12 protein-coding genes are annotated in these 12,135 nt (G+C 74.7%); 6 read left to right on the top strand and 6 right to left on the bottom strand.

Annotated elements, in window-relative coordinates; genetic code table 11:
- Positions 1-8 precede the first annotated feature (8 nt).
- Positions 9-554, top strand: a complete 546-nt coding sequence (locus tag ACZ518_RS10605) for an ATP-binding protein (protein WP_469112645.1) — start codon at positions 9-11, stop codon at positions 552-554.
- 38 nt (positions 555-592) lie between these two features.
- Here the strand turns inward: ACZ518_RS10605 and ACZ518_RS10600 are convergent, their stop codons facing one another.
- Complete coding sequence (locus tag ACZ518_RS10600) at positions 593-1,855, bottom strand: ROK family protein (RefSeq protein ID WP_469112644.1); 1,263 nt, start codon at positions 1,853-1,855, stop codon at positions 593-595.
- A gap of 42 nt (positions 1,856-1,897) precedes the next feature.
- On the bottom strand, positions 1,898-2,587 hold the full coding sequence (locus ACZ518_RS10595; protein WP_469112643.1) for an alpha-ketoglutarate-dependent dioxygenase AlkB family protein: 690 nt from the start codon (positions 2,585-2,587) through the stop codon (positions 1,898-1,900).
- A gap of 36 nt (positions 2,588-2,623) precedes the next feature.
- On the opposite strand from ACZ518_RS10595, the gene ACZ518_RS10590 reads away from it, so the two are divergent.
- Positions 2,624-3,367, top strand: a complete 744-nt coding sequence (locus ACZ518_RS10590; RefSeq protein WP_469112642.1) for a maleylpyruvate isomerase family mycothiol-dependent enzyme — start codon at positions 2,624-2,626, stop codon at positions 3,365-3,367.
- A 75-nt stretch (positions 3,368-3,442) separates the two neighbouring features.
- Complete coding sequence (locus ACZ518_RS10585) at positions 3,443-4,666, top strand: GDSL-type esterase/lipase family protein (protein ID WP_469112641.1); 1,224 nt, start codon at positions 3,443-3,445, stop codon at positions 4,664-4,666.
- 76 nt (positions 4,667-4,742) lie between these two features.
- Here the strand turns inward: ACZ518_RS10585 and ACZ518_RS10580 are convergent, their stop codons facing one another.
- Both ACZ518_RS10580 and ACZ518_RS10575 read right to left on the bottom strand, forming a co-directional pair.
- Positions 4,743-5,699: a spherulation-specific family 4 protein gene (locus ACZ518_RS10580; RefSeq protein ID WP_469112640.1), complete on the bottom strand. Its 957-nt coding sequence runs from the start codon at positions 5,697-5,699 to the stop codon at positions 4,743-4,745.
- Positions 5,700-5,824: 125 nt separating this feature from the next.
- Positions 5,825-6,523, bottom strand: a complete 699-nt coding sequence (locus ACZ518_RS10575; RefSeq protein ID WP_469112639.1) for a TetR/AcrR family transcriptional regulator — start codon at positions 6,521-6,523, stop codon at positions 5,825-5,827.
- Positions 6,524-6,675: 152 nt separating this feature from the next.
- Between ACZ518_RS10575 and ACZ518_RS10570 the strand changes: the two genes are divergently transcribed.
- Positions 6,676-7,134, top strand: coding sequence for a nitroreductase/quinone reductase family protein (locus ACZ518_RS10570; protein ID WP_469112638.1), 459 nt, complete (start codon positions 6,676-6,678; stop codon positions 7,132-7,134).
- 112 nt (positions 7,135-7,246) lie between these two features.
- Here the strand turns inward: ACZ518_RS10570 and ACZ518_RS10565 are convergent, their stop codons facing one another.
- Complete coding sequence (locus ACZ518_RS10565; RefSeq protein WP_469112946.1) at positions 7,247-8,437, bottom strand: geranylgeranyl reductase family protein; 1,191 nt, start codon at positions 8,435-8,437, stop codon at positions 7,247-7,249.
- A gap of 347 nt (positions 8,438-8,784) precedes the next feature.
- Between ACZ518_RS10565 and ACZ518_RS10560 the strand changes: the two genes are divergently transcribed.
- Both ACZ518_RS10560 and ACZ518_RS10555 read left to right on the top strand, forming a co-directional pair.
- The gene (locus ACZ518_RS10560; RefSeq protein WP_469112637.1) at positions 8,785-10,149 is read left to right on the top strand and encodes a M20/M25/M40 family metallo-hydrolase; all 1,365 of its coding nucleotides are present in this window, start codon (positions 8,785-8,787) and stop codon (positions 10,147-10,149) included.
- Positions 10,150-10,272: 123 nt separating this feature from the next.
- A complete protein-coding gene (locus ACZ518_RS10555; protein WP_469112636.1) occupies positions 10,273-10,968 on the top strand; it encodes an MBL fold metallo-hydrolase in 696 nt (231 codons plus the stop codon).
- A 54-nt stretch (positions 10,969-11,022) separates the two neighbouring features.
- Here the strand turns inward: ACZ518_RS10555 and ACZ518_RS10550 are convergent, their stop codons facing one another.
- Positions 11,023-12,060 (bottom strand): NUDIX hydrolase, encoded by a 1,038-nt coding sequence (locus ACZ518_RS10550; RefSeq protein ID WP_469112635.1) that lies wholly within the window; start codon positions 12,058-12,060, stop codon positions 11,023-11,025.
- Positions 12,061-12,135 lie beyond the last annotated feature (75 nt).

The following is a 12,135-nucleotide window of genomic DNA, read 5'->3' as shown; positions in this document are numbered from 1 at the left end:
TCGCAGCCGTGATCAGTCATTCCCGCAGGCACTGCGTCGTCGAACTGCAGGCCCTGCCAGCGCGGATCGGTCAGGTCCGCAGAATCATCTCCGCGCAACTGCGCCACTGGCAGCTCGACCCGCTCATAGACCGGGCTGCGCTCGGCGTGACGGAGCTGCTCAGCAACGTCCACCGCCATGCGCAGCCGGACAAGGTGTGCACGGTCGAGATCGAACTCCGCCTGGGGCGGCTGACCGTCTCCGTCCACGACAGCGATCCACGGCTGCCCGTCCGCCGGGTCGCCGATGACCTGGAGACCTGCGGGCGCGGCCTGGCGCTCGTCGAGGCGGTCAGCGAGGCCTGGGGGGCCCGGCACCGGCCGGACGGGCCCGGCAAGGTGGTCTGGTTCTCCATGCGGGCCACCCCCGCACCGGCGGCGCCCGCGCGCACGGTCAGTATCGGCGTGAAGAAGACCGTACGGAAACCCGCGCGCCCGGTGCTCGCCGCCGTCGACGCACAGGCCGTCGTGACCGGCGTGCCGGCGTCGGTCACGGCCGGCGCCAGGCCCGGCTGACTCCCCCGCGGGCCCGCCCCGGGTCCGCGGTCCGCGGCTCAGGCCGCCGCGCCCAGCGCCCCCAGCGGGTCGTCCAGCACGGGCTGCCACGCCAGCTCCGCCGCCCCGACCAGGCTGTTGTGGTCGAGGGTGCACGGCAGGATCGGCACGCCCCCGCTGCGGCCCCACAGGCTGCGGTCGGCGACCACCGCGCGCAGCCGCTCCGGGTCGGCGTACAGCAGCTCCCGGTGCAGTCCGCCGAGGATGATCCGGTCCGGGTTCAGGATGTTGACCAGGCCCGCGAGGCCCAGGCCGAGCCGGTCGATGAGCTCCTCGGCGGCGGCCCGGACCGACGGCTGCGCGTACTCGGCGCGCAGCAGGTCGCGGGCCTGCGCCAGCAGCGACACCTCGGGGCCGGGCGTGCGGCCGGCCGCGGTGAGGAAGGCGAGCGGGTCGGCCTCCACGTCCAGGCAGCCCCGGCTGCCGCAGTGGCAGGCCCGCCCCTCGGGGTTGACGGTGAGGTGGCCGACCTCCAGGGCCAGGCCCGCGCTGCCGCTGTGCAGCCGGCCGTCGAGCACCAGCGCCCCGCCCACCCCGCGGTGTCCGGTGGCCACACAGAGCAGGTGCTGGGCGCTGCGGCCCGCGCCGTGCCGGTGCTCGGCGAGCGCGGCGAGGTTGACGTCGTTCCCGGTCAGGGCCGGGCCGTCGATGCCGGCCGCCTTCACGCGCTCGGCGAAGATGGCCCGTACCGGGGAGCCGGGCGGCCAGGCCAGGTGCAGCGGGTTCAGGGCCGTCCCCTCGGGCTCCGCGACCGCCGAGGGCACCGCGAGGCCCGCGCCGACGCAGCGCCGCCCGGACTCGGCCAGCAGCCGGGCGCCCGCGTCGACCACCGCGCCGAGCACCTGCGCGGGGTCCGCGGAGACGGTGAGCTTGCCGGGTGCGGTGGCCACGATGCGCCCGCCGAGGCCGACCAGCGCGGCCCGGAACCCGTCGGGGTGGACCTGCGCGGCCAGGACCACGGGGCCGTTCTCGTCGACGGCGAGCCGGTGCGAGGGCCGGCCCTGGGTACCGCCGGCGCCACCGGGGCGGGAGTCGACGCGGATCAGGCCGAGCGCCTCCAGCTCGGCGGCAACGGCTCCGGCGGTGGCACGCGTGACGCCGAGCTCGGCCGTGAGCACCGCCCGGGTCGGGGCCCGGCCGGTGTGGACGAGCTCCAGCGCCGGGCCCAGTGCACCGCGGCCGCGCTCCAGCCTGGTTCTCGCGGACGCCGCCGACGCCGTGCTCTCGTCCCCCGCCCCCAGCGGGGCCCCGTTGCCGTTCATGAAGGGATCCTCGCATGATCGGGCGGCACCTCCCGCCCTGGCCTACGGGTCGAGGCCGCCGACCCTCAGGGTGATGTTGAGGCGCCCCGTCAGGCCCAGCTCCGGCGGGGCGGTGCCGGGCAGCACCTTGGGCACCCCGTGGTAGGCGAGCCGGCTCGGGCCGCCGAAGACGAACAGGTCCCCGCTGCGCAGCTCGACGTCCCGGTACGGGCGGCCCCGCGAGGTGGTGTTGCCGAAGCGGAAGAGGCAGGAGTCGCCCAGGCTGAGCGAGACCACCGGGGCCGCCGACCGCTCCTCGGCGTCGCGGTGCATGCCCATCCTGGAGTCGCCGTCGTAGAAGTTGACCAGGGCGATGTCGTACGCCTCCGCGGGTGGCGGGGGCGTCCCGTACGCGGCGGTGACGGCCCGCCGTCCCAGCTCGGCCAGCCACGCGGGCATCGGCTTGACCGGCGCCCCGTCCCCGTCGACGGCGGTGCGCGCGTAGGCGTACGGGTACCAGTGCAGGCCCAGGCACACCTGCCGGGCGGTCATCGTCCCGCCTCCGGGGGTGCGTACGGTGCGCAGTCCTGCGGGCGGGCGGGCCCACTCCCGGCAGGCGGCGAGCAGCTCCCGCTGGCGCCGGGGCCCGAGCCAGTCGGGCAGGTGCACGGCGCCGGGTGCGATCTCGGCGCGCTCGCGCGGGAAGAGCTCGCCGTGCGGCGAGTCCCCGTGCGGCGGGAGTTCCCGGTCCACCCTCCCATTGTCGGGGGCGGCTGGCAGACTCGCGGCATGAAGATCACCGAATATGTGGAGACCCTGGCCCGCGAGGGCGAGCTGCTCGCCGATCAGGCCGAGCAGGCGGGCACGGACGCCCTGGTGCCCACCTGTCCCGAGTGGCGGGTCGCCGACCTGCTGCGGCACACCGGTGCGGTGCACCGCTGGGCCGCCGGGTTCGTGCGGGACGGCCTGGTGGAGCGGGTGCCGTTCCCGGAGCCGCCGGAACTGGCGGGGGCAGAGCTGCTGGCCTGGTTCCGGGAGGGGCACGCGGAGCTGGTCCGGACCCTGGCGGAGGCGCCGGAGGGGCTGGCCTGCTTCACCTTCCTGCCGACGGCGCCGCCGTCGCCGCTGGCGTTCTGGGCCCGGCGGCAGGCGCACGAGACGACCGTGCACCGCTTCGACGCCGAGTCGGCGCGGGGGATCGCCTTCTCGGAGGTGGCCCCGGAGTTCGCGGAGGACGGGGTGGACGAGCTGCTGAGCGGCTTCCACGCCCGGCCGAGCAGCCGGGTGCGGACAGAGGAACCCCGGGTGCTGCGGGTGCGGGCCGCGGACACGGGTGCGGTGTGGACGGTCCACCTGTCGAAGGAGCCGGCCCGTACGGTGCGGGGCGACACCGGCGAGGAGCCGCACTGCGAGGTGACCGGGGAGGCGTCCTGGCTGTACGCGGCCCTGTGGAACCGGGCCCCGCTCTCCGGTCCCGGCGTACGCGGGGACGAGTCCCTGGCGCGGCTGTGGCAGGAGACGGCGGGCATCTGACGGTGCGCCACCGGCGGCGGGCTTCCGGCGGAAATGGGCGTGCGGGGGAGCGAGCGGCTTGGCAGGGTGGGCACCATGAGCACCCCCGCCTCCCCGGACTCCCCGGACTCCCCGGACTCCGCCGACTGGATCACCACCCCGGTCGAAGAGCGCTTCCTGCGCGGCGCCCTGGAGGTGGAACGCACCGCGCTCGGGCTGCTGCCGCACCGGCTGCCCGCCCGGGCCCGCGCACAGTGCGCCGACGGGCAGCTCGCCATGGCCGAGGCGCAGCCCTCCGGGGTGCGGCTGGTGTTCCGCACCCGGGCGACGGCCGTCGAACTGGACGCCGTGCGCACCAAAATGGCCTACCGGGGAGCCCCGCCGCGTCCCGACGGCGTGTACGACCTGCTGGTCGACGGCCGGCCCGCCGGCCAGGGCACGGTGACCGGCGGGCACGTCATGGTGGTCGACATGGCCACCGGATCGGCGGAGCGGATCCCCGGCCCGGTCGGCACGGTCCGCTTCTCCGGCCTGCCCGACCGGGTCAAGGACGTGGAGATCTGGCTGCCGCACAACGAGGTCACCGAGCTCGTGGCCCTGCGGACCGACGCTCCCGTCGAGCCCGCCCCGGACCCGGGCCGCAGGGTGTGGCTGCACCACGGCAGTTCGATCAGCCACGGCTCCGACGCGGCGAGCCCCACCACGACCTGGCCCGCGCTCGCCGCCTCCCTCGGCGGGGTGGAGCTGGTGAACCTCGGTCTGAGCGGCAGCGCCCTGCTCGACCCGTTCACCGCCCGGGTCCTGCGGGACACCCCGGCCGACCTGATCAGCATCAAGATCGGCATCAACCTGGTCAACCACGACCTGATGCGGCTGCGCGCCTTCGGCCCCGCCGTCCACGGCTTCCTCGACACCGTGCGCGAGGGCCACCCCGCCACCCCGCTGCTGGTCGTCTCACCGATCCTCTGCCCGGTCCACGAGGACACCCCGGGGCCCAGCGCCCCCGACTTCTCCGAACTCGCCGACGGCAGGCTCCGGTTCAGGGCCGCGGGAGACCCGGCGGAGGTGGCCGCGGGCAAGCTGACCCTCAAGGTCGTCCGGGAGGAGCTGGCCCGCATCGTGCGGGAGCGCGCCGCCGACGACCCGAACCTGCACCACCTGGACGGGCTCGGCCTCTACGGCGGGGCCGACTTCGCCGAACTCCCCCTCCCCGACGGCCTCCACCCGGCCCCGGAGACCCACCGCCTCATCGGCACCCGCTTCGCCGCCCGCGCCTTCGCGCCCGACGGCCCCTTCGCTGCCCCGGACGCCCGCCGGTAGCGGTGGCCGGGCCGGCCGGACCGGCCGGCCGGACGGGTCAGCCGGACGGGTCAGCCGGACCGGTCAGCCGGACCGGTCAGCCGGACGGGTCCGGCCCGCCCAGGGTGGCCGCGTAGGCGGTCTGGGGCCGGTACTTCCAGGAGGGGCTGGCGTTCCAGGGGTTGGGCATGCCCGCGCTCGTCGCGTAGGCGTACCCGGCGCCGCGGCCGAAGGCGGTGCGCAGCGCGGCGCGCATCGCGGCGGTGTCCGGGACCTCGTGGACGAGGTGCCAGAACGCGGTGCCGCTCGGGTCGAGTTCGGTGCCCGGGCGGTAGCCGCCGTGGGCGTCGTACACGTTCCCCTGCCAGCCGCCCGCGGTGTACGCCGCGTACGTGTCCTCGTAGGTGACGAAGACGTCGGCGGTGCGGTGGCCCGGTTCGAGGTAGCAGTCGGCGATGGCGGTGCCGGGGTTGTCGACGACGAGGTCGTCCGCGTCCGGGTCCGTGGCGCGCATGGTGTCCTGGACGTAGCGGCGCAGGGCGGCGTAGTGGTCGCGGGTGGCGTTGCCGGGGCCGCAGTCGCGACTGACGACGTCGAAGAAGATGCCGTCGACGTGGAGCCGGCCTCCGCTTCCTCCCGCGGGCTTCAGGTAGTTGTCCACGGAGGCCTTGACGGCCTCGAGGTCCCGGTTGCCGTGGTCGGTGTGGACGTAGCCGAGGACCTTGGTCTTCTCGCCGGTGGCGGTGGTGCCGGCGCGCAGGGCGTCGGCGCGGGCCCGCCAGGGACCGTCGAAGGGGGCATCGCCGTTGCCGGGGTTGAGGACGACCACGGAGGGGGCGGGGGTGGTGGCGGTGACGGCGGTCAGCATCGGGCCGTCGGCCCCGACGTAGGCGGGGACACCGATCTCCAGGCCGCGCACGCCGGGCATCCGGGGAGCGGGAGCCGGGGCCGGCTCCGTCTGTCTCGCGGAGGCGGGTACGGCCGGCGCCGGTGCGGCGAGCAGCCCGATCACGGCGACGGCGTACAGGGCCTTCAGTACGCGGGCGGGAGCCACGGCTGTTCCTCCGGCTGCGGCGGGAGCGGGGACCCGAGGAACACTAGACGCGCGGCAATCCGGTGAAAGCCGAACCACCCGGATCGGTATGAGGAACAGACAAGCGACTCGTCACCGCGGCCCGGTCACACGGCGGACAGTCCGACCGAGTGCGCCAGCTGCCCGGCGGCGTGGGCGAAGAAGGCCTCCCGCTCCTCGACGACGTTGTCGAACTGGCCGAACAGCTCGAAGGAGACCAGGCCGACGAGCTGTGCGCAGGCCGCGACCAGGGCGGCCGTCACCGCCGGGGGCAGGCCTTCGGCGAAGTCGGCGGTCATCCGCTGGGCTTCGGGGCGCAGGGCGTCGGGCAGGGGCGGCAGGGCGATGCCGCGGCCCTCGTAGGCGGTGCGGAGGATGCCGATGAGGACGTTGGCCACGCGGGAGGCGGGGCCGACGGTGTCGCGGGGGGCGCTGTAGCCCGGGACCGGCGAGCCGTAGACGAGGGCGTACTCGTGCGGGTGGGCCAGTGCCCAGGTGCGGACCGTCCCGCAGACCGCCGTCCAGCGGGCGCGGGGCGCGGAGCCGGCGGCGAGGGCCGTGGCGTCGGCGGCCTCGGCGGCGGCGCCGAGGCCGTCGTAGGCGTCGATGATCAGCGCGGTGAGCAGGTCGTCGCGGCTGGGGAAGTAGCGGTAGAGGGCGGAGGAGACCATGCCCAGCTCGCGGGCGACGGCGCGCAGCGAGAGTTTGGCGGCGCCCTCGGCCGCGAGCATGCGGCGCGCCTCGTCCTTGATGGCGGCGGTGACCTCGGTACGGGCCCGTTCCCTGGCCCCTCGCACGGTGCTCATGCGGATCAGTGTGCCATGCCTTTGGAGCAGTGCACAAAAACAGGAGCGCCGATCCATTGAGAGAGCACTGCTCTTGTTTTGGTGCAGCGATCCGTGCACACTGATCTCAAGCGAGAGCAGTGCTCTCGGAATTTCGCATCCCGGAGGCCACCATGAACGCGCCCACCCCCTACTACGCCCAGGTCAGCCGCTTCGACGTCCGCGTCAACGCCCTCTTCGGCAGGCTCGCCCGCCTCGGCATCAGCCTGGCCGGCACGGCCGAGCTGTCGGTGCGCGGCCGCACCTCCGGCAAGATGCAGCGCATCCCCGTCAACCCGCACCCCTACGAGGGCGAGCAGTACCTCGTCTCGGCCCGCGGCCACTCCCAGTGGGTCCGCAACATGCGCGTGGCGGGCGGGGGCGAGCTGCGCGTCGGCCGCAAGGTCCGCACCTTCACCGCCGAGGAGCTGACCGACCCGGCGGAGAAGGCCGCCGTGCTGCGCGCCTACCTGGAGAAGTGGGGCTGGGAGGTCAACCGGTTCTTCCAGGGCGTCACCGCCAGGTCGACCGACTCCGAGCTCCGGGCGGCCGCCGGGGACCACCCCGTCTTCCGCATCACCGTGTCCCGCTGACCGGCCCCCGGTACTCCCCCGCCGGCCCGCCCCGCCCCGCCTCCCGCCCCCGGGTACGGCGAAGCGCCGGCCCCCGCGGGAACCGGCGCTCGGCTCGTCGTAAATCCCCCCGCTACCCGCGGCGGCCGCGCGCCTGACGGTCGTCCAGCAGGTGCAGGGCCTTGCGCGCCAGCGGGTACGTACGGACCAGATCGGGCAGCGTCATCGAGCCCCGGGTGATGCGGGCGAAGGCCGTCCAGGCCGGCCGCAGGCCCGTGAGCGCCGCGTGGAACAGCCCCGGCCGGGACTCGAAGACGGTCAGCATCCGCTTGCCGACCGCCATTTCCACGCCCAGCCCGGCCTTGACCGCGAAGGCGTAGTTGAGCGCCTGGCGGCGCGCGTCCACCGCGTCCTGGGCCTCGGAGACCTTGACCGCCCACTCCCCCGCGAGCCGTCCCGAGCGCAGCGCGAAGGAGATGCCCTCCCGCGTCCACGGCTCCAGCAGGCCGGCCGCGTCACCGGCCACGAGCACCCGGCCGCGCGAGAGCGGGGAATCGGGCTTGCGGCAGCGGGTCAGGTGGCCGGAGGAGACGGCCGGTTCGAAGCCGGCCAGGCCCAGCCGGGCGATGAAGTCGTCGAGGTACCGCTTGGTCGCGGCGCCCTCGCCCTTCGCCGAGATGACCCCGACGGTGAGCGTGTCGCCCTTGGGGAAGACCCAGCCGTAACTGCCGGGCATCGGGCCCCAGTCGATCAGGACGCGGCCCTTCCAGTCCTCGGCCACCGTCTCCGGTACCGGGATCTCCGCCTCCAGGCCGAGGTCCACCTGGTCCATCTCCACGCCGACGTGGGCGCCGATCCGGCTGGCGCTGCCGTCGGCGCCGACCACGGCGCGGGCCAGGACGGTCTCGCCGTCCGCGAGCACCACGGCGACCGTACGCCGGTCCGGCACGGCCGCGCCGTGCTGCTCGACCCGGGACACGGCCGTGCCCGTGCGCAGGGTGGCGCCGGCCTTCTCGGCCTCCGCGACCAGCGCCGCATCGAACTCGGGCCGGTTGATGAGCCCGAACAGCATGTTCTTCGAGCGCCGGGTCCGGGCCAGCCTGCCGTTCAGGGAGAAGGTGACGGCGTGGATGCGGTCCTTGAGGGGCAGCGTGAAGCCCGGCGGGAGGGCGTCGCGCGAGGGGCCGATGATGCCGCCGCCACAGGTCTTGTACCGGGGCAGCTCCGCCTTCTCCAGCAGCAGGACGCTGCGGCCCGCCGAGGCCGCGGCGTACGCCGCCGACGCCCCGGCCGGTCCGGCGCCGACCACGACGACGTCCCACACCTCCGCCGCGCCTGCCGCCGCGCCTTCCGCGGGGCTCTCGGCGGCCGCCCCTTCAGCCGTCTCCCCGGCCGTCCCCCCGGCCGTCTCCCCGGCCGTCTCCCCGGCCGTCTCCGCCGGGGTCCCCTCGTCCGCCCCCCGAGCGGCCTGCTCTGCGCTTGCGCCGTTCACGTCGTCGTCGCTGCTCACGATGTGCTGCTGCTCCTGATCACCCGGTTGCTCCGATGCCGTGGAAATCCTACGGCGAGCCGCCGCCTCGTCCCTCTGTGCGAGGATCGTGACAGTCTTTCGCCTTGCATTCGCCGTACCCCGGCACCCACAACAACGTCGCACCCACGAGGAGCGTGCCCATGTCCCAGAATCCGATCGCCGAGACCGTCGCCTCGCTCATGCCCCGCGCCAAGGCGGAGCTGACCGAGCTGGTGGCCTTCCAGTCGGTCGCGGACTGGGCCCAGTTCCCGCAGAGCGAGAGCCAGGCCGCCGCGAACTGGGTGGCCGACGCCCTGCGCGCCGAGGGCTTCCAGGACGTGGCGCTGCTCGACACCCCGGACGGCACCCAGTCCGTGTACGGGTTCCTGCCCGGCCCCGAGGGCGCCCCGACCGTTCTGCTGTACGCGCACTACGACGTGCAGCCGCCGCTGGACGACGCCGCCTGGATCTCCCCGGCCTTCGAGCTGACCGAGCGCGACGGCCGCTGGTACGGGCGCGGTGCCGCGGACTGCAAGGGCGGCTTCATCATGCACCTGCTCGCGCTGCGCGCCCTGAAGGCCAACGGCGGGGTGCCGGTGAACGTGAAGGTGATCGTCGAAGGTTCGGAGGAACAGGGCACCGGCGGGCTCCAGCAGTACGCCGAGGCCAACCCGGAGCTGCTGGCCGCCGACACCATCGTCATCGGCGACGCGGGCAACTTCCGCCTCGGCCTGCCGACGGTGACGGCCACCCTGCGCGGGATGACCCTGATCAAGGTCAAGCTCGACACCCTGGGCGGCAACCTGCACTCGGGCATGTTCGGCGGTGTCGCCCCCGACGCGCTCGCCGCACTGATCCGCCTGCTGGACTCGCTGCGCTCCGAGGACGGTTCGACGACCGTCGACGGTCTCGCCTCGGACGCGGTGTGGGAGGGCCTGCAGTACCCGGAGGCCGACTTCCGCGCCGACGCGAAGGTGCTGGACGGCGTCGAGCTGATCGGTGAGGGCACCATCGCCGACCGGCTGTGGGCCCGGCCCGCCGTCACCGTGCTCGGCATCGACTGCCCGCCGGTGGTCGGCGCGACCCCCTCGGTGCACGCGAGCGCGGGCGCGCTGATCAGCCTGCGCGTGCCGCCGGGCGTGGACACCACCGAGGCCATCAAGCTGCTGGAGGCGCACCTGGTGGCGCACACCCCCTGGAAGGCGAGGCTGGAGCTGGAGGTCGTCGGCCAGGGCCAGCCCTTCCAGGCGGACACCGGCAGCCCGGCGTACGCGTCGATGGCGGCGGCCCTCAGCGAGGCGTACAACGGCCAGGAGATGCAGATCAGCGGCATGGGCGGGTCCATCCCGCTGTGCAACACGCTGACGTCCCTGTACCCGGAGGCGGAGATGCTGCTGATCGGGCTGAGCGAGCCGGAGGCGCAGATCCACGCGGTGAACGAGAGCGTCTCCCCGGAGGAGCTGGAGCGGCTGTCGGTCGCCGAGGCCCTGTTCCTGGTGAACTACGCGGCGTCCAAGAGCGTCTGACCGCCTGACGCCTGTCCTCGGGAAGCCCCATCCGTACGCCCAGGGCGCACTCCGCCCTGGGCGTACTCCGCTCCCGGCGAAGACGGGTCCCCGGGGCAGGCCCGGGCGTCTACGGTCGCCGTCATGGATCTCGTTGAAGTCATCCCGGACCGGCTCCACATGCTGAACTTCGCCATCGGCCAGGCCTACCTCTGGCAGGACGGCGGGGCCCTCACCCTGATCGACGCCGGGCACGCCGGCTCCGCCGACGGCATCGAGGAGGCGATACGTTCCCTCGGGCTGGAGCCCGAGCGGCTGGAGCGGATCGTCCTGACGCACTGCCACCGCGACCACGTCGGCGCCGCCGGTGAACTCGCCGTCCGCTGGGGCGCGCGGGTGCTGGCGCACCGGCTGGACGCGCCGGTGGTGCGCGGCGAGCAGCCGGTTCCCGAGCCGGTGCTGCTGGACTGGGAAGTCCCGCTCTACGCGCACGGGATAACGGTCCCCGAGGCCCCGCCGACCCGGGTCGACCGGGAGCTCGAGGACGGCGAGGTGCTGGACTTCGGCGGCGGGGCGGTGGTGGTCCACGCCCCGGGGCACACGCCGGGCAGCATCGGCGTGCACCTGCCCGAGCACGGCGTCCTGTTCACGGGGGACTGCGTGGCGGGGGTCGGCCAGGTGATGCTGGGCGTCTTCAACGTCGACCGGGCCGAGGCCGTCGCCTCCTTCGGCCGGCTGGCCGCCCTCGCCCCCTCCGTGGCCTGCTTCGGCCACGGCGACCCCTGGACCGAGGACACCGCGAAGGTGCTCCACGAGGCGGCGCGGGCGGCCGCGGTCTGAGCACGGCCCCGGGCACGGCGGGACCCCGGTGCGCGGCACCGGGGTCCGGGCGCGTCACGGGGTGGGGCGGCCCGACTCCAGGTAGAGCGGGTTTCCGCGCTCGCGGGCGCGCAGGGCCCAGCGCAGCCGTTCACGGCGCTGCGGCGGCAGGAGGCCGGCGGCCTCGGACTCGGTGACGAAGCGCCAGGCCCGCAGTTCCGGGCCGGGCAGCCGCAGCCGCGCGATCTCCGGCTCCGACAGCCGTCCGCCGTCGAACAGCAGCCGCAGCCCGCCGTACGCCGGGGAGCGGGGCGGCTCCCAGTCGACCACGAGCAGGCCGGGCACCTGCTCCAGCGTCAGGCCGAGCTCCTCCGCGACCTCCCGTACGCCGGCCCGTGCCGGGGCCTCGCCCGGTTCGACCACCCCGCCCGGGAACTCCCAGCCCGGCTTGTACGTCGGATCCACCAGGAGGACCCGGTCCCGGTCGTCGAAGAGCAGCACCCCCGCCGCCACCGTCTCCCGCGTCGGCTCCGGGGTCTGCACGATGTCGCAGACCGGCGCCGTGCCGGTGCGTACGGCGTCGGCGATGCGCTGCGCCGTCTCCCGGACCGTCAGGCGCCCGTTGTCGACGAGGTGCGCGTCGGCACTGAGCCAGCCCAGTGCCTGCTGGTACGCCGGGATGTGGTCGTACGCCCACTGGCGGACCCGTACGTCCACCACCTCGGGCGCCCCCGGTTCCCGACGGGTGGCGATGCGTTCCCGCAGGATCGTTTCCTCCGGGGCGAGCAATACGTGCCGCACGGGGATCCGGCGCGCCGCGAGGCCGCCGAAGATCTCGTCGCGGTACTCCTGCCGCAGCAGCGTCATCGGCACGACCAGGACCCCGCCCAGCTCCGCCAGCATCGCCGCCGCCGTGTCCACGACCAGCCGCCGCCAGCTCGGGAGGTCCTGGTAGTCGTCTACCTCGGCGAGGCGTTTGGGCGGCAGCAGCCGGCGCAGGGCGTCGCCGATGAGCTCCGGGTCGTACAGGCTGCTGTCCGGAAGGAGTCCGGCCAGTTCACGGGCCGTGCTGGTCTTCCCGGCACCGAAAGTGCCGTTGATCCAGACAATCACGTCTACCCCTCTCCCTGTGGCTCGCCTCCGAAGCCCCCCGATGGCTTGCCCGCCCCACCCTGCCATGGAAACCCG

Source organism: Streptomyces sp. NPDC033966 (genome assembly GCF_055575955.1).
The sequence above is the reverse complement of the archived record's forward strand: the minus strand, read 5'-3'. Positions and strand labels throughout refer to the sequence as shown.

Bases quoted from the DNA above. Each gene is read 5' to 3' on its own strand.
- ACZ518_RS10600 (WP_469112644.1), bottom strand. From the start codon at position 1,855: ATGAACGGCAACGGGGCCCCGCTGGGGGCGGGGGACGAGAGCACGGCG.
- ACZ518_RS10590 (WP_469112642.1), top strand. From the start codon at position 2,624: ATGAAGATCACCGAATATGTGGAGACCCTGGCCCGCGAGGGCGAGCTG.
- ACZ518_RS10585 (WP_469112641.1), top strand. From the start codon at position 3,443: ATGAGCACCCCCGCCTCCCCGGACTCCCCGGACTCCCCGGACTCCGCC.
- ACZ518_RS10575 (WP_469112639.1), bottom strand. From the start codon at position 6,523: ATGAGCACCGTGCGAGGGGCCAGGGAACGGGCCCGTACCGAGGTCACC.
- ACZ518_RS10570 (WP_469112638.1), top strand. From the start codon at position 6,676: ATGAACGCGCCCACCCCCTACTACGCCCAGGTCAGCCGCTTCGACGTC.
- ACZ518_RS10560 (WP_469112637.1), top strand. From the start codon at position 8,785: ATGTCCCAGAATCCGATCGCCGAGACCGTCGCCTCGCTCATGCCCCGC.
- ACZ518_RS10555 (WP_469112636.1), top strand. From the start codon at position 10,273: ATGGATCTCGTTGAAGTCATCCCGGACCGGCTCCACATGCTGAACTTC.